The sequence below is a fragment of the Neobacillus niacini genome, from assembly GCF_031457145.1.
Lineage (GTDB): Bacteria > Bacillota > Bacilli > Bacillales > Cytobacillaceae > Neobacillus > Neobacillus niacini_J.
The window spans coordinates 63,823-86,430 of record NZ_JAVDVZ010000018.1 but is presented as its reverse complement, the minus strand read 5'-3'; the positions used below and the strand labels follow the sequence as shown (position 1 = coordinate 86,430).

Genomic DNA, 22,608 nt, shown 5'->3' with positions numbered 1-22,608 from the left:
TAAGATGGAACGCCTAATGCGGTGAAAATCGCACGTTGGGTGTGGAGCAGGGGAAAAGATGGAGATTACATCAAAATCTTACCTATTGCTATTAAACTAACGGGTGCTTTACTTGAATTAGACGTTTTAAATTTATTGGGGACAGAGAATCCATAATAAATGAAAAAAGCGTGTCAAATCTGTTGTCAGATTACACGCTTTTTTCATTGTCATTTACAGGATATGCACCTGAAAACGGAACGGTTTAAAATTTTGTAGGAAGTGGTTTTTGCTATTGATATAAATTATTTATATGACTATTGCTCAAATGTTTGGCTTAGAAGCCTTACATCTTGCCGCCCGTAAGATGAGAGTGTGTAATATCTTAAACGATATATGCAAAAGGTGCGGTAAATCAAGGTTATGCTAAGTTTCATCTGTAACATCTTTAACGATAGTTTATTGTTTTTCACTAGATTGCGTTAGCAAAATGTTAGCATAAATTCGCCAACATGATTTGACCATGTTAGCAGATACGTATAGATATAGTAGTGTTTGCGTTTGATTTTCAGTATGCAATTTTTTATACACTTTCCACGCTGCATTAACTACTTCAAGTAATACATTGGCTCCAGCTACTAAGTCTGTGGATTATGACTAATACCTTCGATACTTGGAACAAAAATCATAGCTTGTAGGGCAAATATGAGCTGTAAACTAGGTGGGGATTATTCGATACCATCAAAAGCATTCCATCATTATAACTAGATCCTCTTTTCGAAAATTTTCTTTCTACTAAGGAGGAAGAAACTCAGGTTTGACAACATTTATGGCTTTTCTAATCAATCGTTTAGTTAAAACTGATTTAACTAATTAATCATTTGATTAAATAGCGGGTAAACCCTTTAAATAAACGAACTTTTAGATGTTTTCAAGTGAATTAATTGTCGTATAAAAGTTGTGTTTGTTAAGAATTGTCTTCAAAACTGACAATAGAAACTAACGAAATACATATTCTAACAAAAAGAAACAAATATTATACTAACTAAACGTTTGATTGAAAGTGCAGTAAACCCTTTTAAACCTAACTTTTACCCATTTTCCAGAAAATTTTTTTGTCGAAGGAAACTCTTGTATATCCTTAGTAATAATTTTTTATGATTTCGATAAATAGCTTAATAGCATTCGGAAACACATCTTCATCTAAATCGAATTTTGGGTGATGGTGTGGATATTGACTCTTTTCACCGCCCATTCCTACAAAAATAAATGCCCCAGGTTTTTTCTGCAGGTAATAAGAAAAGTCCTCTCCTCCCATTACAGGGTCTACTAATGTAAACACCTCACCATCAAAGCATTGACGGATTACCGATTCAACAAACAATGCTACCTCCCGATCATTGACTAGCGGTGGTGTTCCATAAATGAAGTCAACGTTACCTTTGGCATCGTAAGTCAGGCAAATTCCTTCCGTAAATTTTACCATTTGACGTTGAATTGTTTGAACTGCGTGTGGTGTCAGGGCTCTTATCGTCCCAATTAATTTAGCCTGTTCAGGAATAATGTTATAGCTTGTACCTGCTTCAATTTTTCCAACGGTAATGACTCCCGCATCGATGGGATTTAAATTTCTGCTAATAATACTTTGGAAAGATTGGATGACCTGGGTAGCCACATAGATGGGATCTACTGTTTCATGAGGCATGGATCCATGTCCTCCAGAACCTTGAATCGTAATTTCAAAATCATCAATGGAAGCCATCATTGGTCCGTGTGTTAATCCAATTTTTCCTTTCTCCAGACCCTGCCATAAATGAATACCAAAGATCGCATCTACTTGTTCTAAGACACCTTGTTTTATCAGTTGATCTGCACCACTCGGAGTAATTTCCTCTGCCGATTGAAAAATAAGAACAATATTCGGCCCGACTTCATTTCTATTGTTCGATAACCAATGGGCGACAGCTAATAACACTGCAGTATGACCATCGTGGCCACAGGCATGAGAAACCCCGTGATTTTTGGATATATACGGCTTATCACCTTCTTCCATGATAGGAAGGGCATCGATATCTGCTCGTAAAGCAATGGTCTTACTCCCGTTTGTTCCTTTCACATACCCGACTACACTAGGTGGTTGATAATTTAGAATTTCAATATTTAAAGACTCCAACCGATTTCGAATAAATGTATACGTCTCATATTCTTTCCCAGAAAGCTCCGGATGTTGATGTAGATGGCGTCTATCCTCAATTGCTTGTTTGACTAAGTTGTTATCAATATGCATTGAAAAATCCTCCTATTAAAGTGATCCATACTTGATGAACTGAGCAATAACAAGTACCTTTTTGCGATTTGGTACTTTTATTCTCAATGTGCCCATCCTTTTTTAAATTTACTTTTATTAATTATATTGAATAAAAATAAAAATGAAAAATAGAGTAACTATTTAAAAATTTTTAGATAAAGCAAAAAAGGCAACCTCCTGGTCACCTTTTACAATTCCGTCCATAGCCTTTAAACGGTTCTCCTCTTTTCTATAACTAGGAGTAAAGGAGATTCAACAGCGTTTAGGGCTTACAGACATTGCCACAACAATGAACATTTATGCTCATATGACCTCTAATATGGAAGAAAAGGCCTTCCACCAGTTCAGTGAACTGATGAAAGACCTTCTCCTAATTCGGTGTTTTTTAAAAACAAGGACAAATCCGAGGACAAGAAAATTATATTATCATTTTAGACGTTGATATAACAAGATTTTAAACCCCTTATTACATCATGCCGCCCGTAAGGTGAGAGTGTGAACACCGAGAAAATAGATTAGTAATTCTTCGATTCGTTCCAATGTTTCTAAAGTCATGTTTCATTCCTTATCCTTTATTATGATATTTGCCACTTATTCTCTCGTTCCCTCTATTTTCCTATTTATTATAAGAACTATTTTTTTGCTATTCTATAAAAAAGAAGAAATTGGTTATTTTGTACCGGTCATCCACCAGAATTTATTAAAAATAACGCCTGAAGACCCAGGCGTCATGTTTCCTTCCGTTTATATCATCTTTCTAAAAAAAACGTATTACGACCTTAGAAGTTCTTCAACTTCCCTCTTATTGGGCAGAGCAGAGATAGCTCCTTTTCCTGTTGTAGTGAGAGAGCCGCTAGCATTGGCAATTTGGAGGATAGAGGCCTGGTGGTCTCGCAGCACTTCTTCAATGTTTTCCGGATTGGCATGCCGAATAAAGGTGCCAGGCACCATCCAAAAAGTGGATGGTGCCTGTGTATTGAGCCCATGATAGTAGACACGAATAATTCCGGAAATCTATGCCCATAATTGGCATATAGGAGTAGAAGTCCATATAAGTTCACTCTATTTGATAGAACTCTTTATACCAATCTACGAATTTTCCAAGCCCTACATCAATATTTATTTTCGGCTTAAATCCTATATCTTTTTCTAAATCTTCAACATCTGCATATGTGGCTTGAACATCACCTGGCTGCATTGGCAGAAATTCCATGATTGCTTTTTTCCCAATTTTCTCTTCTATTACTGAAATGAAATGCATCAGTTCTTCCGGTTTATTATTCCCTATATTATATATTTTGTAGGGAGCTTTACTCCAAATAGCAGGTAATTGCATTCGTTCAGGTTTTTTTTCAATTAAACGAGCGATTCCTTCTACAATATCATCGATATAGGTAAAATCTCTCTTCATATTGCCAGAATTAAAAACTGGAATTTTCTCGCCATTCAATATTGCTTTTGTAAATTTAAAATATGACATGTCAGGTCTGCCCAATGGACCATAAACGGTAAAAAATCTTAATCCTGTGGTTGGTAGATTATATAAATGACTATAGGTGTGTGCCATTAATTCATTCACTCGTTTGGTAGCTGCATACAAGCTTATCGGAAAATCAACATTATCATTGGTTGAAAATGGCATTTTTAGATTTGCACCATATACCGAACTTGATGAAGCGTATATTAAATGTTCAATTCGATACCGATGGCAGCATTCCAAAATATTCATAAAACCAAAGACATTTGATTGAATATAAGCATATGGATTTTCTAAGCTATAACGAACCCCTGCTTGTGCAGCTAAATTAATAACAATACCTATATCATTATGAGAGAAGATTTTTTCCATTGCTTCTTTGTCGTCAATAGAAGCAAATACAAAAGTGAAATTTTTATATTTTTTCAGTAAATTTAATCTAGCATGCTTTAAATTCACATCATAATAATTATTCAAATTATCTACTCCAATAATCGAATAACCATCTGCAAGCAAACGCTTAGACAAGTGAAATCCAATAAAACCTGCGCAGCCAGTAATTAAAATAGTTTTTGAGAAAGCCATCTACTATTTGCCTCCTTTCTATTTTTCCACTTAAATAATATGCATTATTAATTTATGTTCTTGCATTTATAAGGAAGCGGCTAATCACTAGTTTTAAAAATTTATAGAATAATTCACCTATTTTCAAAAATACGTAGAAAAATATGTATTTGTCCATGTCAAATCTTGTCGATTTTGAATTTAATATATAGGGAGCTTTAGATTTAATAGTTTCTAAGAAAGGGAGAATGTTATAGAAAGGAGAAATGATATGGGATACATTGAAGAACTACGTGAACTCGTTGGGACAAGACCTTTGATTCTTACAGGTGTCACTGCTTTGGTTATTGATCAACACAGACGCTTTCTAATGGTTCAGTCAGGTAAAATATGGAAAATACCAGGCGGATTTATCGAATTAGGAGAAACCGCGGAAGATGCCTGCAGACGTGAAATATTTGAGGAAACAGGAATTAATATTGGAAACCTTCAACTCATTGGAGTTTTTTCAGGAAGGGACTTTTTTACAAAGCTGCCTAATGGGGATGAATACTATCCAATTACGCTTGCTTATGTCACTGAAGACATTCGCAGCGGGGATATAAAAGCAGATGAAGTCGAAATTCAAAAGGCGCAATTTTTTAAATGGTCTGCTTTTCCAAAGGAATTAACTCCACGAGATCGGCAAATATTCCAAAGCTTTGTTGAAAATTTAATCTTAGAAAGAAGGAGGGGATAAAAACATCGAAGATGATCCCCTTGTTGTGATGTTTGTGGTTAAAAATATTAATAAATAAAAAAGCATCAACCCTGAATGAATCAAGGTTTGATGCTTTTTTTGATATCATTTATGCTGAATGGCACAAAGGAAATTTCATATCCAATAATGCTATTCAGCATATTTTTAACCCCTATCTACTCATTCCTTAGTCTAGGTTCAATTATTCTATGAAAAATAAACCACGTAAAATAGAGTAGCCTTATTTGCTGCGTTTAGTCTTCATATTGGCTCCGTCGGGCATGGACATAGTTTTTCCATTCGGAATAGAATTCCTGGTCCATGTCTTTGACCTGCTGCAAAAAGAGGTCAATTAGTCCAAGTTCGGATAATGTATTTAACAACCGGATCGGTATGGGTTTCTGTTTATATACATTTGCATGATCGACGGTTTTCAAAATCTGCTGATTATCAACAAAAATGTGGCGAGAGACGCAGATATCCAAATTGGTAAAACCCAATCGTTTCATTTCCCTTTTCATAAAAACAATCTGCCGGGTAATCGATTCTGTTATCGTACCATGATCCTGAAGATAATCCCGTAATGAAGGACCGTCGATGTATTCCATGACGATATAGTTGTGGCCGGATTCGAAAAGCTTCGGCATGGAAGGTAATCCTCGCCCTTTTAACATCGCTTCTTTTTCCTGTTTAGCGACCTCCCGTTTAAAAAAAATTTTTACACAGCTGTCATCCGACAGCTTGAATACTGCCCCCTGAAGCCCTTTTCCTATAAAAGGGTACGAAGTCGGATTATGGATAACCAGTTCTTTTTGTTCATTACGGGTGACGGTAATGGAGTGGAAATCTCTCATGCTGTTTTTCTCCTTTTCTATAAAGGTTGTCCTACAATTTAAGATGATTCATTATATGCAGACAAGAGGATAGGAGGAAACGGCGTGTAACCAGTGTAAGTTCATATCCTTTATATAAAAAAAACAAAGCCGTTAGTTAAAGACATCATTCTTTCTGAACAATATGAAGAAAGTAAATTAAAAAATATTAAATTACCACTATTAAACGGGTAGAAGTCTAGAGCATTTTCTATCATTCACCATAAAATATATTAAAGCGGTGAACAACAGCTCATAGAGTCAAAAAACTATAATTCCAAAGGAGGAAAAGACTAGTGAATGATATTAATTCTATACGTGTGATCAGGGAAGGAGAGAATAATATAGAAGTTGTGGACAATCCAACCTCATATCCGCTAATTGGAACGGGTAAGCATGGGGCTGTTTTTAAAATTTCTTCGGATCAGTGCGTAAAAATTTACACAAAACCCAAAAATGTCTTGAGAGAGAGTGAAGCTTTAAAAAACGCACAAGACTCCCCCATTGTTCCAAAACTTTATGAAGTTGGAGACAACTATATCATTATGGAGTTCATTGAGGGTCCTACTTTACTAGAACATCTACAAGCAAAAGGCAATATAACACAAGATATTACCCAAAAAATCCTGTCCTTGATTCTAGAAATGAAGCGATTGAACTTTGTCCGGGTGGATCCGAAGTTAAAGCAGGTCATCGTAACCAAGGAAGAGGAATTTAGAGTAATAGATCATGTTTTCTCATATTCGAAGAAAAAGGCTGACATCCCAGTGGGTTTGTTGGCAGGTCTAAGCAATTTGGGTTTATTATCTACGTTTTTGGAACAGGTAAAGCTTATCGATCCTGAGTCCTATGAAGAATGGAGAAATTTTAAGGAGTTGGAGAAAAATGGAGGATTTTAAAGCTATTCAAGTGAGAAGAGAAGACGACAATGACGTAGAAGTTGTTCATAATCCAACCTCGTATCCGGTCATTGGAAGAGGGCATCATGGCGCCGTTTTTAAAATTTCTTCGGATAAATGTGTGAAAATTTTCGTAAAACAAAAGCACTTTTTGAAAGAGGTCGAATCTTTAAAAATCGCACAAGACTCTCCCGTTTTTCCAAAGCTTTATGAAGTTGGAGAAAACTATATCGTCATGGAGTACATTGAGGGTCCCACATTAGAACACTATCTTGTATCAGAAGGTGAAATTACAGAAACTATAACTCAGAAAATCTTATTCTTGTTACAAGAAATGAAGCGGTTAAACTTTCTCCGATTGGATGCAAGCATATATCACATCTTCGTTACCAATCAAGGGGATCTAAGAGTAATAGACCTTGTGAGTCATATGAAAAAACGGTTTGACCGGCCGGACAAGCTTATGAATGGCCTGATGAAATTGGGGTTATTACCGGCGTTTTTGGAACAGGTAAATAAGTTCGATCCTGAGTCCTATGAAGCATGGAAAGATTTCACGGGGTGGACAAAAAGTGAATGACTTTAAATCTATTACTGTTACTAGGGAAGGCGACAATGAAGTGGAAGTTGTTCATAATCCGACCCCATTTCCGTTAGTCGGAAGAGGGAAGCATGGTGCCGTTTTTAAAATTTCTTCGGATCAATGCGTAAAAATTTACGTAAAACAAAAGAACATCTTGAAAGAGAGCGAAGCTTTAAAAGCTACGCAGGATTCGCCCATTGTTCCAAAGCTTTATGAAGTAGGGGAAAACTATGTCGTTATGGAGTATATTGAGGGTCCTACTTTAGAACAATATCTTGAAGCCAAAGGCATTATAACAGAAGGTATCACTAGCAAAATACTATCTTTGATACAAGAAATGAAGCGGTTAAATTTTGCCCGGCTGGATCCGCGATTACGTAACATCCTGGTAACAAATCAAGAGGAACTTAAAATAATAGACTTGGTGCATTCATTTAAGACGAAGAAAGACCGCCCTGACCGGCCAGAGTACCTCATGGCAGATTTAAAGAATTTGGGAATATTATCTTCGTTTTTGGACCAGGTAAAACATCTCGATCCCGAGTCCTATCAGGAATGGAAAGATTTCATATAGAACACATAAACTCCCTACTTATAGGGAGTTTACGTGCTCTCATTTAAAAAATATGCCCTTACTTCCTTCCAATTATTAACCCTCACATATCCAGTTTCATGGATATTATGCGGAGCGGTAAACAAAATTCCCTGCCCAATAAATCGTTTCAGATTCTTTGGGCTGTCGTCAATGAGATAATCGGCACGGATGATGCTCTTATCACCGCAAAATACAAAATGAGCATCCGACAAAAACGGAAAGTGCTCTTTAAGCCATTCATACTTCGCAGTAAATGACGCAGGGTGTTTCATAGCCGCAGTTGCGATGAAGACTTCATATTGCTTATGCAATTCCCGGATGACTTCCTGGCTATCATCCATAACCCTTAAATCACGGAAAAATGTTGGATCATCCATATAGGCAGAAATTTCTTTTGCGCTATGCGGGCGAAAGTTCCATAATCTTGTTCCCTGTAAATCTGAGATGGATAGAACCTCGTTAAATTTTTCATTATATAATTTCAGGTGTTTAAAAAGAAAATCTGCGATTACTTCGTCCATATCAATTGCAATCCGTTTCATTGTAATCGACCTCCAATGGTTATTGTTACGGTTATTATATGGGGATAAGAGAGTATAAAGAAACGGCGTATAACCAGAGCAAGTCCAGTGGGTTAACATAAAATATATTAGAAAAATGAAACACAGATAATAGATTCATATTACACATTATTAAAGGAGTTGAAGAAACGTGGAGGATTTTAAATCTATTCGTGTGATTAGAGAAGGTGAAAATCAAGTTGAAGTTGTTCATAATCCGACCGTCTACCCATTAATTGGCAAGGGGAAACAAGGTGCCGTTTTTAAAATTGCTCCGGATAAATGCGTAAAAATTTTCGCAGATCCCAATAAGGTCATAAAAGAGAAAGAAGCTTATAAAGCCACAGAGGGATCGTCCATTGTCCCTAAGCTATATGAGGTTGGAGAAAACTATCTTGTTTTGGAATATATTGAAGGTCCTAATTTACAAGAATATCTTGCGTCAGAAGGTACTCTGACAGAAGATTTGACGAAAAAAATCCTGGATTTGCTGCAAGAAATGAAGCGATTAAAATTTATCAGGGTCGATGCGAGGTTAAAGCATATTTACCTTACCAAGGAAGGAGTCCTTAAAGTCATCGATCATGCAAACTCTTTTAAATTAAAAGAACGTCCCAAGCGGCCTGAATTGCTCATGACACGTCTGAATAGATTGGGTTTATTACCTGAGTTTTTGGAACATGTAAAGCATATTGAGCCCGAGTCCTATGAGGAATGGAAGGATTTCATACGGGAGTTGAATCAAAGTGAATGATTTCAAAGCTATTTCCGTTGTCAGAGAAGGTGATAATGAAGTAGAAATTGTTCACAATCCGTGCCTCTATCCGCTAATTGGCAAGGGAAAGCAAGGTGCTGTTTTTAAAATTTCCGCGGATCAATGCGTGAAAATTTACGCAAAACAAGAGCACGCGTTAAGCGAGGGTATAGTTTTAAAAGCTGCACAGGAATCGGGTATTGCAGCTAAACTTTATGAGGTTGGAGAAAAATTTGTCATTATGGAATACATTGAGGGTCATTCTTTAAAGCAATACCTTGAATCAAAAAGCGATATCACAGAAGATCTTGTCTGGAAGATCCTATTTCTCCTGAAAGAAATGAAGCGATTACAGTTTACCCGGTTGGATGCGAGATTAGATCATATCATCATAACGAAGGAAAACGAGCTTAAAGTCATAGATCTTGTGTACTCATTTTCATTGGAAAAACAGTGTTCCCTGCCCGAGAAGCTCCTGAACGGTCTAAGAAAATTGGGTTTATTATCTTTGTTTTTTGAACAGGTAAAAAAGCTCGATCCAGAATTCTATCGGGAATGGAAAGTTTTTGAGGATTATAAATCTATTCGTGTTGCTTCTCTTATCAAAGGGGAGAAAGTAGAAGTACTTCATAATCCAACTTCATTTCCGCTAATTGGAAGAGGGAATCAAGGGGCTGTGTTTAAAATTTCTAAAGATCAATGCGTAAAAATTTACGCAAAACAAATGCACGTCTTGAGCGAGAGCACAGTTTTAAAAGCTGCGCAGGAATCGTCCATTGTTCCAAGACTGTATGAGGTTGGAGAAAACTTTATTGTCATGGAGTATATTGAGGGCCCTTCTCTTAAAGAATATCTTGAGGAAAAAGGCACGATAACAGAAGATGTCACAAAAAAAATTCTTTTCTTGCTAGAAGAAATGAAGCGGTTAAAATTCACCCGGCTGGATTCGAGGTTGAAGGAAATCATCGTAACGAAGCAAGGGGAAATGAAAGTCGTAGACCTTGTAAGTCATTTTACAAAAAACTACGATCGACCTGTGAAACTTATGACAAATCTATATCAGTTGGGTTTATTATCTTCCTTTTTGGATCAGGTAAAACATCTCGACCCCCAATCTTATCTTGAATGGAAAGATTTCTCATGTTAAAACCAATGAAAAACATATGTATGTATCGCCGACTTTACTTGCCTTTAAGTGAAACGTTTATTTACGAGCAAATAACCAATATGACCGAATACTACCCGCATGTTTTTTATCGTGAACTCCTTGCTGAGTCTGCTTCGTTTCCATTTTCAACTCTAATACCTTATCGGGATCTTGAAACCACGATTAAGCATTTCTATGCTCATAATATCAGATTGATTTATGCCCGCTTCGGCACTGGTGGATTGCAAATGCTTCCAGTGAAACAAGCGACAAACCTGCCGATGCTTACCTCATTCCATGGTTACGATGTTTCCAGGAAGGCAGAAACTTTCATAGAGGACTATACCGCGAAATTGCCGGAACTCTTCATGAAAGGCGAGATGTTTACCGTAGTTTGTGAGCATATGCGAAATCGGTTAATGAACCTAGGCTGCCCCAGTCATAAAATTGTAGTGCTCAAATCGGGTATCGATTTGGACAAGTTCCCCTTCCATCCCAAAGCACCCGCAAAGAAGGATGAGATTGACATCCTAAGCGTCGGCCGTTTAACGGAAAAAAAGGGGATGAATATTCTCATTCTAGCCTTTGCCCGGATTGCGGAAAAATATCCGAATTCAAGGCTGACGATTATTGGGGATGGCGAAGAAAGAGTAAATCTTGAGAGCTTAATCGAAAAACTGCAATTACATGGACGCGTAAAGCTAGTAGGAAAAAAGAGTCATTCGGAAGTGAGGGAACATTTGATGAACTGCGATTTGTTCTCTATCGCTTCCCTTACCGGATCGGACGGGAATGAAGAAGGAATTCCAAACGTGCTCATGGAAGCTCTGGCTGTGGGCAGGGTTGTTGTAAGTTCCGCACATGCGGGAATCCCGGAACTGATTCACCACGGTGAAACAGGATATTTGGTTCCGGAAAAGGATGTCGACGCACTTTCCGCAATGCTCATTTATGCTATTGAACATCAAAGTGAATGGATTCAGCTGGCTGAGAAGGGCCGCAGGAAGGTAGAGCAGGAGCACGACATCCGAAAACAAGTCCGAAAGCTGGAACAAGTATTTACCCATCTCATAAATTCTCCACAAAAGGAGGATGAAACATGATCTCATTTGTAGTTGGCAGAAATATGGGGCATCTCAGCAGGTGCGTTAGCATAACGAAAAAATTACTTCAATTAGATCTTCCGGTTCAAGTGTTCGGCTTTGAGGGAACACATGATTATTTATTGGATAATCTGAAGAGCAATGTCTCTTTAAAGGCCTATGAAGAATCAACACAGTTCGAAGAAGGCAGAAAAACCCAGTTATTAATAAATGATTGGCGGTCCGAAGTGGTTAGATTTCGTACAGAGGGTTTGCTCGACATAAACACAAAAATCGTTACGATCTATCATAGTGACTTTTCAATGAGTAGAAATGATTCGATTGAAATGCAGGAATATAAGAAAAAGATCCTAAATATCGCCAATCATTCCGATATCTTTCTGCACATGAACCTTTTCCCGCCCAAGCCGGTTAATCCGGGATTAAACTGTATCTATATCCCTATTCCTATCATCACCAGGGAGATCAGCCAGTCGCCGGAAGAAGTCAAGCGCCAATTGGGGCTTCAGGAGGACGAGCAGTTTATTCTAGTCCAAATGGGAGGCGGACTCGGCATACACCGCTATCAGCAGATTGAGGAGTGGTATAAACATATTAACGGTCTTGCCGGAAGATATCGATTTGTGGTGGCCGGGCAATTGCAAGAAGAAGATTACCAATTTGATAAAAGGATTATCAAAGCCCCTCTTTTCCCTAACGGTAGAAATCTTGTCAATGCGGCCAGTCTGGTCATCAGCAAACCGGGGATGGGCATTTTAGCAGATTGCATATCGACAGGGATCCCATTGCTTTTTCTCCCGGCTGATGATGCGGAACGCGAGCAAAAAATAAGTATGCTTAGAAAGATATTAAATAATGACTTGGGAACAATAAAAAAACCGGAAGAAATCGTAACAAAGATCGAGCAAGCTTTAGAAAATAAACATGAAATTCAAAAAAAATTCAAGCAAATCCCTTCTAATGGCGCTGAGGTGGCAAGCCAAATTATTGAAATGGCCTATCGGACACCATTGTCGGAATTGCCAAATATACGGGAAGATCTCCTGCGCTTGACTCCGTTTAGCTCCTATGGAAATAAGGGCTGATTTGCTGAATTTATCCTTGGAAGCCAACAAGAAGACTCCCTTAAGTAGAGGTTACATTTCTACTTAAGGGAGTCTTCTTACTTTGCCTTACTTCCATCATCGGCACGGCCTGTTATTGCATGCCTTCCGCCTTGAAAGGGTATATTGTTTTGAGGCAGTGTACCGAGACGTATCTCTTCTTCCAACAAAGCTTGAGCGTTGTCCTCCGGTTTATAACCGATCAGATCCTCCAGGTAGCCGATATCATAGTAATTGGATGTGTTCGCAGAGGTTCCATACAGGCTGAGAAAATCGATAGCCGGATCAGCCTCGATGCAGCAAACTGTCAACTGGACCATATCCCGGCCGGAAATCCAGATGCGGGACGCTCGCTCAGAAAGAGGGCGGTCATCTCCAGAAAAGTTGCCTATCCGGATATTAATCGAGGAGATACCGTATTTATCAGCGTAGTACCGTCCGAGCAGCTCAATATAGCTTTTACTGAGACCGTATAAGCTGTCCGGCCGATAAGGGTCTTCCGGCTTAACCTCCTCCCCAACTCGATAAAATCCAGTGACATGGTTCGAGCTGGCAAAGATGATACGTTTCACCCCGTTCTTGCGTGCCGCTTCGTATAAATGATACGCACCGGTTATGTTAAGGGGAAGCACTTTTCCGAGAAAGTCCTCTTCGTCTTTCGCCCACGCAAAATGCAGTACCGTATGCACACCGACGGTCAATGCTTCAAGCCTGGCCATGTCCGTTACATCGAGCTGCACTACATTACGATCCTGGTCAGGCTCAATGTCCACCCCCAAGATGTCGTAATTCCCGCGTTTTTTCAGCTCCTTGTGCAGTCGGCGGCCAATTTTTCCGTTCGCTCCTGTGATCAGAAGTTTCTTTTTCTTATCCGTATAGTAATTGATCATACCGTCTATAACATTAAGCAAGTGATTTTTCTGTTCTACAAGAAATTGGTAAAGGGCCTCTCTATCTTGCAGAGATACCTGCCATTCCTCAGGAATGGATTTGATAACTTCATCGATTAATTTGTTTGGCAAAGATATAATTTTTTCCACAAAAGAATGAAGTTCTTCCCAATCATTGAGAATGGAGAAGATCCATTGGTAAGTTTCTTGATAAAATGGTTTATATTCCCTGTACACACTAAGCGTTTTTGAAGACCATTTGTATTCTCCCGGAAAACATCTGCCATGATCAATCATATGAACATAAAAGTAGCCTCCACTAAGACGCTCCAGAAGTAAATTGTTCACAGTCCGATCGAAATTATGCACCCACTGGTCGAATACCGCCATCCCAGCAAGCATTTCCGGATTTTTTATTTCGCTCTTGGATGGAGGATTATCAAATACATCATAAAATACAAAACTGTTTTCGATAAATAAACAGCAAATATGATATCCGGAACTAAAATTGTATTTATCGGATTGTAATTCAGGAGTTTTCTTTATAAATTCCTCCGGTATAGAAATAAGCTCGAAGGGGACAACGGGAAGTGAAAGGAGCTCCGCCAATTTACCGATCACATATTCATTAACTGCTTCTCTGGCTCTTTTTTCTCTAGTGCCGTTCCATTTCACTACATATTTATTTCCGTCACTGAAAAGGATGACATGGGCGGTTCCTCCCTCTAATGTTTGTATAAATTGAACCGGATTTATTCGCTGTCCCAAGGAGTCTATGCCTTGTTCCATAGTCATTGACCTCCTTTTATTTTCTATTTTTTTAACTACAATACTCTCAAAGAGGAGCTACCATGAGCTAATCTCCTTATATTTATTAAATGCAAAATAATAACAATCTGAATGGACAACTTCATCAAAAATTTACATAAATTAAAAAAAACATGCTGAATTTACTACTTGATTATCGATGCAGTAATCCACGAATTTTCCTAAAAGCATTTTATAATTTTTGAAATTCGTCTTAGTTGTATTCTTGAAACGTCTGTCATCTAAAAAGTCTTGATACGCAAATTTTAACAACAAAAAAACCACTCCCTAATTTTTATAGGAAGTGGTTATTGCTATTGATATAAATTATTTCCATGACTACTTCTCAGAATTGGCGAAAAACGGGGTAGAAACATCCTTAACTATTTCTCCAACGCAAGGCTTGAAAGCCTTACATCATGCCGCCCCTAAGGTGAGAGTGTGTAATATCTTTAACGGTGTGTAAAAAATGTGAGGTAATCAAGGTCTTGCTAAATTCTGTCTGTAACATCTTTAACGATAATTCACTGTTTTTCATTTGGTTGCGTTAGCAAAATGTTAGCAATTTCAAGCAGATAGGCTTTTACCGTTGTTCACACACTCCACATGGTTCAACCCAGAATGGATGATTATCAGTTGTTTCTATTACTTTATTACCAATGGAAACCTTGTAGGTGGTATCTGTTTTATTTTTGGAACAGTTGAGTTACCTAATTATACCATTATGTAATTATGTTATTGTGACATTATTATCTTATTCTTGAGTAAACTCTCATCAAAAGATAGTATATAGTTTGGGATATAATTAGGAAGGAGACAACATGGATAAGCGTATATATTTTTTAATGATCATATCCTTTATTATAGGTCTGGTTGAACTGATCATTAGCGGAATTTTAGATTTGATTGCAGAGGATTTACATGTAAGCATCGGCCAAGCCGGTTTGCTGATCACTGTTTTTGCTATCATTTTTGCAGTTGCAGCGCCAATATTACTTGTCATGACAGCTAAAATAGAAAGAAAAAGGCTAACATTAGTTTGCTTGTACATCTTTTTAATTGGTTGTATCGTAACAGTATTTGCACCTACTTTTTCTATTTTGTTTATAGGAAGAATTATTTTAGCGTTAAGTGGAGCGCTATTAATCATATTGTGTTTAGTTATGGCTCCTAGCTTAGTAGGAGAACAGTATAAAGGCAGGGCCATTGGGATCGTCTCTGTGGGAGTAAGTGCTTCGTTAGTTTTAGGGGTACCGCTCGGGCTTATCATCGGAGATAGTTTTGGCTGGAGAGCACCATTCGTACTTATAACTATTTTAACAGCATTATCAATTATTGGCGTTCATGTATTAATGGGAAGAATACAACCAAAACCCCAAATTCCATTGAGGCAGCAGCTTGCAGCATTTAAAAATCACAAAATCACATTAGGGCTAACAACGACATTCCTCTATATGACAGGCCATACGATTATGTATGCCTATTTTAAGCCTTATTTAGAAGCAACCACTGGTTTTAATGCTACTTGGATTAGTGTCATCTATTTCATTTTTGGTTTTTCTGCTGTAGTCGGTGGAGGTCTTGGCGGTGTAATGGCAGATTTATGGGGATCAAGAAAAACAATGGTTATTGCCCTAGTCTTTTTTAGTGCTATATTCTTTATATTTCCATACTCAACAGATTTCTTTCCAGTATTTCTCACCATCATTATCATTTGGGGGATCCTCAGTTGGGCGATTTCGCCGGCCATGCAATCTTATTTGATTGAAATAGCGCCTGAATCATCGGAAATTCAGCAAAGCTTGAATAATTCAGCTCTTCATTTAGGTGTCGCTGTTGGTTCAGTGATTGGTGCTGGAATTGTAGATACACTTTCAGTCGAAGTAAATCCATTTGCAGGTGGAATATTCATCATCTTATCATTCATTACTGTCGTCATTTCTATTAGCAGTAAGAAAAAGACTGCTTATAAAACAAAGAGCGCAATTTGAGTTATTTCAAGTTGCGCTCTTTTAATGTCTTTCTTTTCCTACATGGTAGTTTAAAAAAGGGTATTAAAAAACTTATGACTATTTAAAAAAATCTATTTCAATTTCATTTTTTCGTGGTTCACGTTTGAAGAGATATTCACCGTTGCGAATGGATGCAAGTACTTCTGCACGTTCACGAATTGCTTCATAAGCACCTTGTGCATCTAAAACGATAAAGTTAGCAGGCTTTCCAGCTTCAATGCCATACTCATCGTTCACTCTCATAATGTTTGCTCCGTGGTATGTGATCAAGTCAAACGCCTTATTGATTTCATTAATGTGTGTATAATGAGCTAAATGAATCCCATTGTCTAAAATATTCATCATGTTACCATTTCCTAATGGATACCAGTAATCTGCAATTGAATCCTGGGCAAACGCGACATTATTTCCGTTATTTAATAACTCTTTAACTCGTGTGAGGCCACGACGTTTAGGATAAGTGTCACCACGACCTTGTAAATGAGCATTTTCAGTTGGACACGAAATAAAGTTAATTTGTGATTCTCTAATTAAACCTAACATTTTATTCGCATAACTGTTTTCAACGGAACCAAAGCTACATGTATGACTTGCTGTGGTGTATTTGCCATAGTCTTTTTTCATAACAAGTGCATTTAACACCATGTTCATACGAAATTTCGAAGTGAGGGATTCCTCCTGCTACGTCAGCACCCATTTCAAGTGCTTTTTCCATTAAACGTTCTGCTCCCTCATATCTAAAGAATCCTTCTTGAGGAAATGACAACATCTTTTAATTCTTCACGCAGTTTAATTAAGGCCCTCATCCCTGTTAAATTGGGATCCGTAATATCTACATGTGAACGAATGAATTGCACCCCTTTACTCAATTCTTTTTGAATCCCTTTAATCGCACGGTTACGCACCATTTCTTCCGTTAATGATTTCTTATTATCACTCCAACGCTGTATACCTATAATAAAAACTTAAAAATTATATTGAAAAAATAATATTATCTGGTTATAATATGATAAATTCTTATATATTTAAATCTTGTATAATTTTCAGAAAATTAATTATTTTCCTGAAATAGTAAATTTTAGTTATTTCATGGAGGTTTTAACATGTCAAATAAAATACCGTTTTCATTTATAGTAGTTATTGGTTTAATGCTATTTGCTCTATTCTTTGGGGCAGGAAATTTAATTTTCCCATCGATGCTGGGGCAATCAGCAGGTGAAAATATCTGGTCAGCTAATGCAGGATTTTTAGTAACAGGAGTTGGATTGCCGTTACTTGGTGTGTTAGCATTTGGATTTTCGGGGAAAGATGATTTACAGTCGTTAGCGAGTCGTGTACATCCTTTATTTGCTATTGTTTTCACAACCGTTCTTTATTTAGCAATTGGTCCTTTATTTGCTATCCCAAGAACAGGAAGTGTTTCTTTTGAGATAGGTGTCAAACCTTTTTTGTCGGAAAATTCAGGCCCCTTACCTTTACTTATTTTTACAGTCATCTTTTTTACCATTACGTTCCTTTTTTCTCTCAATCCTGCGAAAATTGTCGAAATTGTTGGGAGAATATTAACGCCAATCAAGCTAGGGTTTATTGGAATCCTAGTAGTAGTTGCTTTTGTTAATCCAATTGGTAAATTCCAAGCACCTAGTGAGCATTATGCAGTTCAACCATTTTTTAATGGATTTAAAGAAGGATATTTAACAATGGATACTCTTGCATCTTTCGTTTTTGGTATTATTATTATTAATGCTATTAAAGAAAAAGGTGCAAAAACAAAAAAAGAAATTATGATTGTTTGTGGAAAAGCAACTGCAATTGCTGCTGTTATCCTAGCGACTATTTATACATCTCTTTCTTATATGGGTGCTTCAAGTGTAGAAAAGCTTGGCCGCTTAGATAATGGAGGTGCTGTCTTAGCAAAAGTTTCGGATTACTATTTTGGATCTTATGGTGGGGTATTATTAGGATTAATGATGATAGTAGCTTGTTTAACAACGAGCGTAGGACTTGTTACAGCTTGTTCTTCATACTTCCATGTACTATTTCCAAAGGTATCTTACAAAACATTTGCTATTAGTTTGTCTATTTTTAGTGCAATAGTTGCTAATATTGGACTAACACAGTTAATTGCTATTTCTGTACCTGTATTAACAGCTATTTACCCATTAGCTATTGTTTTAATTTTCTTAACATTTTTTCATTCCTTATTTAAAGGGAAAGCTGAAGTTTATCAAGGAAGCTTACTTTTAACATTTATTATTAGTTTCTTTGATGGATTAAATGGAGCTGGTATACACCTTTCATCTATTAATAATTTCTTTAATGCAATTCTTCCTATGTACGAGGTTGGATTAGGGTGGATTATTCCTGCTATTGTTGGAGGATTCATAGGGTATGGCAGTAGCCTATTACGAGTGAAATTCATTCCTAATCATCCAAAACTAGATTAATTAATAAATAAAAAATAATATATTTTAAAAAGAGGTCTAGGAATAATGCCTATACCTCTTTTTTATGAATATGGAGATAATGGTTAATTATATAAAAATTTAATTAGTTACATTCTGAATTTGAGTCAATATTTTGTACATATAATATCAAATTTTATTTAAATGCGTTGTTTAGTCACACCTAAAACATCTATCTTCACGTTACCAAAGAAATGAAAAAAGAAGCTTCCCAAAAGTTCAACGAACTCATGAGAAGCCTCCGTTAATATCCTCAATATTAGAAAACCACTCTCATCTTACTTGAAAATCCAATCATATCAAGGGTTGGATGGGCAAATTACATCATGCCACCCGTAAGTTGAGAGTGTGTAATATCTTTAATGAGAGGTGCAAAAAGTGCGGTTTATCAAGGTATTGTTAAATTCTTACTGTAACATCTTTAACGGAGTTTTACCGTTTTTCATTGAATTGCGTTAGCAAAATGTTAGCATTTCAGATAAAAAATGGTGTAGGTGTCTAACTTAGGACTGACAACTCTACAGTATGTTTTACTAGGTGTTTCTATTTATTGTACTTAAATATAGGTTTAATGAATCTTCTACTTCGTTGATGACTAACTTAATAAAGTCATCATATTCTTTTTGTGTATGTGCTTTATCTAATGCTTCATAATAAGCTATTCGATTTTCCACTTTAATAACAATTGGTGGAAAACCATCTTTCATGAGTTCTAAATTTAATAACAAACGTGATGTCTGACCATTCCCATCAATAAATGGGTGAATTCCAACAAAAATAGCATGTAGTATAGCTCCACGAGCAACCGGATGCAATTTTTTCGTTTCTGCTTGATCATACATGCCATCAACTGTTCCATCTCGTCTTTTATAAGGAAGGGAGCTGGAGGTATATGTTTAGCACCAGAAATAAAAACTTGCTGGTCCCGATATACACCTGCATATTCATCATCAATTCCTTTTAGTACAAGTCGATGTAGATTCTTAATTTGCCACTCCGACATAGGTTCATCCTTTTGTACAATCTCCTCTACATATTTGATAGCATCCCGATGATTAAGAACCTCCAAGTGTTCACGTAGCGTTTTGCCACCAACGGTAATTAAAAATGCCATTCGGATAAAAGGCCAAATGGTTACCATGTTCAGGTTGCTCAATTTCGGGGATCTCATGAAATATGGAGGGAAGGCTGTGAAACCACTAAGCTGTCACCATTTGGGAATACTTAAAATAGGAGAAGGTTCCTGTCCCCTTGTCCCCCACAATTAGATAAAATTATGACAAAAATTCTGCTACTTGATTACTAAATAAATGTGTATCGAATACTCCGGCCATATGCCCTTTCATGCTTTCTATCTTATATAGTCGAGCATCTTTCCCTTGATTTTGTAATATCTCAACCATCTGCTGATTATAAACTGTTGGGAATAGCATATCACTTGTACAGGATACCATTAATACCTTGGCTGTAATTCTATTTAACACTTCCTCTAAGGAATGAAAATCATGTGCAATATCCTGCAACATTGTAGCACGGCTAGTATAATACCAATGGCTTGCATCAACCGTAACTGAACTTACATTTTTGATTAATTCATATAATTGCTTTTCATAGGATGTTTTAGCTTTAATATCGAAATAAGGATCAGTTTCACTACTATCACGTTTAAAAGTTTGCTCAAAATATTCTGATGTATATGCGCCAATATTCATTAACTGGCAAGCTAAACGAGTCGCCTCATCTGGTCCATCGTTATCCTCATAATCACCATTATTCCATTTTGGATCCAACTCAATAACCCGCATGGCGTGTTGACATACATTGAATGCTGTATGAACTGGAGTTTGTGAATTGGTTATGACACCAATTAATCTCTCCACCATTTCAGGATAGAGAACTGACCAGTTAATAGAGATAATACCACCCGCAGAGGGTCCCATAACAGCATACAATTTTTTAATGCCTAGTTGTTTTGTTAAAAATTCATGTTGAATTCTAGCCATATCTCTTTCCTGTTTCTGGATTAATTGAACGTGGACCAGTAGTGATAACCTTTGTATTTTTCACATGTACATTCGCAATATTATCTGTACTGATTACAAAGAATCTATTTGTATCGACAGCTTTTCCAGGGCCAATTAAATCATCCCAGTATCCTGGAAGAGGATCTTCCGGTGTATATTTCCCTGCTGAATGAGAAGATCCACTAAAATAATGATTTACTAGGATAACATTAGATTTGTCTTCATTTAATTCACCATATGTTTCATAACCTAATGTAACCGGAATGGTTTTTCCACTTTCAAAAGTAAAGTTATCGACAGTAAAACTTTGCTTTTCAACATAATTCATATCCATTTTTTGTTCCTCCTTTAAATGGAAATATTATATTTGATTGAAAATTCACCACAGAAATAAATAATGATTTGTATGGTATATTTCTAACTAGGTTTATACCAAAGATGTGATACAGGATTACTCAAGTATATTTTCAGGGTTGAACTTCTTAATTTCAAGATAAGAATTCTTCTAGTTTTTCACTAAATAGATGAGTATCAATTACTCCTCCCATATGCCCTTTTATACTATCTATTACATAATGTTCAGCATCTTTACCTTGTTTTTTCAGTCTATCAACTGTTTGTTGATTATAAAACGTAGGTTGCAACATATCTCTTGAACTTGAAATTATCAAAACTTTTGCCGATATTTTACTTAAGGCATCTTCTAATCAATCGTAACCATATGCAACATCGCGCATCATTGTTGCGCGGCTTGTATAATACCAATGACTTGCATAACTAATGCTGATCCATTTTTAATAGCTTCATATAACTGTTTTCCAAAAGCAGTTTGATTGTGAATATCCATATAAGGTTCTGTTTCTATGCTATCACGTTTATAAGTTTGTTAATAGAGTTCTGAGGTAAATGCTCCAACGTTCATCATTTGTACTGCTAAACGTAAAGATTCAACCGGTTCTTCACCATCTTCATAATATCCATTAGTCATTTTTTCGTTGATCGCAGGGATTGTTTCAATGATTCTTTTTGTCCTTCGGCAATTATCAATGAAGGAGCCAATTCTTAATGTAAGAGTATTTAGACAGCCCATGTTTTCATTAGGGATCTTCATTACGCTTTTATGTAACATGATTATATTCGCCTCTACCATACTACTGCCGTTGTATATGCAGGGGGGACTTGGTTTTTCTTCAGCACAGGCGGGGTTGTTACTGCTACCAGGTGGAATTATTAATGGTCTCATGGCACTGATAACCGGACGTATTTTTGATCGATTTGGACCTAAATGGCTGGTGATTATCGGTTTTATTTAAAGCACTGCTTCTGTATTTGTTTTTACGAATATATCAAATACAACCTTAAGTTGGACGATCATTGTTTTTAACACCTTATTAATGGTTGGAATGTCCATGATCACAACTCCTTCTCAAACAAGCCTCCCAAAAGTTTACTCCAACTTAAGAGAAGCCCCCGTTATTAAATCTCCATGTTAACATTCCACTCTCATCTTACAAAAACCCTTATAATTCAATGGGTGAAGCCGCCTGTATTACATCATGCGGCCCGCAGATGAGAGTGTGTAATATCTTTCACGATGTGTTCCAAAAGTGCGGTATATCAACATTTGTAAACATATTCATTGCAACATCTTTAACGGAATTTTATCTTTTTTCATTTGGTTGCGTTAGCAAATCTATTCACACACTACTCCTGTGTTACTTGTAGGT

At 36.8% G+C, this 22,608-nt stretch carries 22 protein-coding genes and 4 pseudogenes; 12 read left to right on the top strand and 14 right to left on the bottom strand.

Translation table 11 applies throughout. The annotated features are described in order from the left end of the window. Positions 1-1,120 precede the first annotated feature (1,120 nt). On the bottom strand, positions 1,121-2,266 hold the full coding sequence (locus J2Y03_RS26335) for a M20 metallopeptidase family protein (protein WP_310199971.1): 1,146 nt from the start codon (positions 2,264-2,266) through the stop codon (positions 1,121-1,123). Positions 2,267-2,522: 256 nt separating this feature from the next. On the opposite strand from J2Y03_RS26335, the pseudogene J2Y03_RS26330 reads away from it, so the two are divergent. Then, positions 2,523-2,729: pseudogene (locus J2Y03_RS26330) on the top strand (hypothetical protein); the annotation flags it as partial. A 329-nt stretch (positions 2,730-3,058) separates the two neighbouring features. Here J2Y03_RS26330 and J2Y03_RS26325 read toward each other — a convergent pair. Together J2Y03_RS26325 and J2Y03_RS26320 are read right to left on the bottom strand one after the other, a co-directional pair. Next, positions 3,059-3,238, bottom strand: coding sequence for a hypothetical protein (locus J2Y03_RS26325; RefSeq protein WP_310199969.1), 180 nt, complete (start codon positions 3,236-3,238; stop codon positions 3,059-3,061). A gap of 106 nt (positions 3,239-3,344) precedes the next feature. Continuing rightward, positions 3,345-4,349, bottom strand: a complete 1,005-nt coding sequence (locus J2Y03_RS26320; RefSeq protein ID WP_310199968.1) for an NAD-dependent epimerase — start codon at positions 4,347-4,349, stop codon at positions 3,345-3,347. A 250-nt stretch (positions 4,350-4,599) separates the two neighbouring features. On the opposite strand from J2Y03_RS26320, the gene J2Y03_RS26315 reads away from it, so the two are divergent. Further along, positions 4,600-5,067, top strand: a complete 468-nt coding sequence (locus tag J2Y03_RS26315; RefSeq protein ID WP_310199967.1) for an NUDIX hydrolase — start codon at positions 4,600-4,602, stop codon at positions 5,065-5,067. Positions 5,068-5,321: 254 nt separating this feature from the next. On the opposite strand, the gene J2Y03_RS26310 is transcribed toward J2Y03_RS26315, so the two are convergent. Then, positions 5,322-5,921: a serine/threonine protein kinase gene (locus J2Y03_RS26310; protein ID WP_310199965.1), complete on the bottom strand. Its 600-nt coding sequence runs from the start codon at positions 5,919-5,921 to the stop codon at positions 5,322-5,324. A gap of 314 nt (positions 5,922-6,235) precedes the next feature. Between J2Y03_RS26310 and J2Y03_RS26305 the strand changes: the two genes are divergently transcribed. From J2Y03_RS26305 to J2Y03_RS26295, 3 genes are read left to right on the top strand one after another with little or no spacing between them, the layout of a single operon-like run. Continuing rightward, positions 6,236-6,838, top strand: coding sequence for an AarF/UbiB family protein (locus J2Y03_RS26305; RefSeq protein ID WP_310199963.1), 603 nt, complete (start codon positions 6,236-6,238; stop codon positions 6,836-6,838). After that, entirely contained in the window at positions 6,825-7,418 is a 594-nt protein-coding gene (locus J2Y03_RS26300) for an RIO1 family regulatory kinase/ATPase domain-containing protein (RefSeq protein ID WP_310199961.1), read from the top strand. The genes J2Y03_RS26305 and J2Y03_RS26300 overlap by 14 nt, the downstream gene beginning before the upstream one ends. Beyond that, on the top strand, positions 7,411-7,995 hold the full coding sequence (locus tag J2Y03_RS26295; protein ID WP_310199959.1) for a protein kinase domain-containing protein: 585 nt from the start codon (positions 7,411-7,413) through the stop codon (positions 7,993-7,995). The genes J2Y03_RS26300 and J2Y03_RS26295 overlap by 8 nt, the downstream gene beginning before the upstream one ends. Before the next feature lie 29 nt (positions 7,996-8,024). Here the strand turns inward: J2Y03_RS26295 and J2Y03_RS26290 are convergent, their stop codons facing one another. Next, a complete protein-coding gene (locus J2Y03_RS26290; RefSeq protein WP_310199957.1) occupies positions 8,025-8,558 on the bottom strand; it encodes a 5' nucleotidase, NT5C type in 534 nt (177 codons plus the stop codon). Between the two features lie 169 nt (positions 8,559-8,727). Here J2Y03_RS26290 and J2Y03_RS26285 point away from each other — a divergent pair, with 169 nt between their 5' ends. The 4 genes from J2Y03_RS26285 to J2Y03_RS26270 are packed head-to-tail and all read left to right on the top strand — an operon-like array spanning position 8,728 to position 12,665. Beyond that, positions 8,728-9,330: an AarF/UbiB family protein gene (locus J2Y03_RS26285; protein ID WP_310199956.1), complete on the top strand. Its 603-nt coding sequence runs from the start codon at positions 8,728-8,730 to the stop codon at positions 9,328-9,330. Further along, positions 9,323-10,477: a hypothetical protein gene (locus J2Y03_RS26280; RefSeq protein WP_310199955.1), complete on the top strand. Its 1,155-nt coding sequence runs from the start codon at positions 9,323-9,325 to the stop codon at positions 10,475-10,477. Before J2Y03_RS26285 ends, J2Y03_RS26280 begins: the two co-directional genes overlap by 8 nt. A 5-nt stretch (positions 10,478-10,482) precedes the next feature. Beyond that, the gene (locus tag J2Y03_RS26275; protein WP_310199953.1) at positions 10,483-11,580 is read left to right on the top strand and encodes a glycosyltransferase; all 1,098 of its coding nucleotides are present in this window, start codon (positions 10,483-10,485) and stop codon (positions 11,578-11,580) included. Then, the gene (locus J2Y03_RS26270; protein WP_310199951.1) at positions 11,577-12,665 is read left to right on the top strand and encodes a glycosyltransferase; all 1,089 of its coding nucleotides are present in this window, start codon (positions 11,577-11,579) and stop codon (positions 12,663-12,665) included. The genes J2Y03_RS26275 and J2Y03_RS26270 overlap by 4 nt, the downstream gene beginning before the upstream one ends. 77 nt (positions 12,666-12,742) lie before the next feature. Here the strand turns inward: J2Y03_RS26270 and J2Y03_RS26265 are convergent, their stop codons facing one another. Together J2Y03_RS26265 and J2Y03_RS26260 are read right to left on the bottom strand one after the other, a co-directional pair. After that, positions 12,743-13,573 (bottom strand): NAD-dependent epimerase/dehydratase family protein, encoded by an 831-nt coding sequence (locus J2Y03_RS26265; protein ID WP_310199980.1) that lies wholly within the window; start codon positions 13,571-13,573, stop codon positions 12,743-12,745. 24 nt (positions 13,574-13,597) lie between these two features. Beyond that, positions 13,598-14,362, bottom strand: a pseudogene (locus J2Y03_RS26260) (HipA family kinase); the annotation flags it as partial. Between the two features lie 839 nt (positions 14,363-15,201). Here J2Y03_RS26260 and J2Y03_RS26255 point away from each other — a divergent pair. Further along, positions 15,202-16,371, top strand: coding sequence for an MFS transporter (locus J2Y03_RS26255; protein WP_310199949.1), 1,170 nt, complete (start codon positions 15,202-15,204; stop codon positions 16,369-16,371). 78 nt (positions 16,372-16,449) lie between these two features. Here the strand turns inward: J2Y03_RS26255 and J2Y03_RS26250 are convergent, their stop codons facing one another. Together J2Y03_RS26250 and J2Y03_RS26245 are read right to left on the bottom strand one after the other, a co-directional pair. Further along, positions 16,450-17,043 (bottom strand): amidohydrolase family protein, encoded by a 594-nt coding sequence (locus J2Y03_RS26250; RefSeq protein WP_310199947.1) that lies wholly within the window; start codon positions 17,041-17,043, stop codon positions 16,450-16,452. Between the two features lie 86 nt (positions 17,044-17,129). Further along, positions 17,130-17,300, bottom strand: a complete 171-nt coding sequence (locus J2Y03_RS26245) for a hypothetical protein (protein ID WP_310199945.1) — start codon at positions 17,298-17,300, stop codon at positions 17,130-17,132. A 195-nt stretch (positions 17,301-17,495) separates the two neighbouring features. Between J2Y03_RS26245 and brnQ the strand changes: the two genes are divergently transcribed. Further along, a complete protein-coding gene (brnQ, locus tag J2Y03_RS26240) occupies positions 17,496-18,839 on the top strand; it encodes a branched-chain amino acid transport system II carrier protein (protein ID WP_310199943.1) in 1,344 nt (447 codons plus the stop codon). 551 nt (positions 18,840-19,390) lie between these two features. Here the strand turns inward: brnQ and J2Y03_RS26235 are convergent. The 5 genes and pseudogenes from J2Y03_RS26235 to J2Y03_RS26215 all read right to left on the bottom strand — a co-directional run bounded on the left by J2Y03_RS26235 (position 19,391) and on the right by J2Y03_RS26215 (position 21,992). Further along, entirely contained in the window at positions 19,391-19,699 is a 309-nt protein-coding gene (locus tag J2Y03_RS26235; protein WP_310199941.1) for a Fic family protein, read from the bottom strand. A gap of 80 nt (positions 19,700-19,779) precedes the next feature. Then, positions 19,780-19,860: pseudogene (locus J2Y03_RS26230) on the bottom strand (Fic family protein); the annotation flags it as partial. Between the two features lie 271 nt (positions 19,861-20,131). Beyond that, a pseudogene (locus J2Y03_RS26225) lies at positions 20,132-21,209 on the bottom strand (alpha/beta fold hydrolase). 160 nt (positions 21,210-21,369) lie between these two features. Then, entirely contained in the window at positions 21,370-21,528 is a 159-nt protein-coding gene (locus tag J2Y03_RS26220; protein ID WP_310199939.1) for a hypothetical protein, read from the bottom strand. Between the two features lie 239 nt (positions 21,529-21,767). Then, a complete protein-coding gene (locus J2Y03_RS26215; RefSeq protein ID WP_310199937.1) occupies positions 21,768-21,992 on the bottom strand; it encodes a hypothetical protein in 225 nt (74 codons plus the stop codon). Between J2Y03_RS26215 and J2Y03_RS29085 the strand changes: the two genes are divergently transcribed. Further along, positions 21,898-22,194, top strand: coding sequence for an MFS transporter (locus J2Y03_RS29085; RefSeq protein ID WP_396954271.1), 297 nt, complete (start codon positions 21,898-21,900; stop codon positions 22,192-22,194). The two genes, J2Y03_RS26215 and J2Y03_RS29085, sit on opposite strands and share 95 nt — an antisense overlap. Positions 22,195-22,608: the final 414 nt, after the last annotated feature.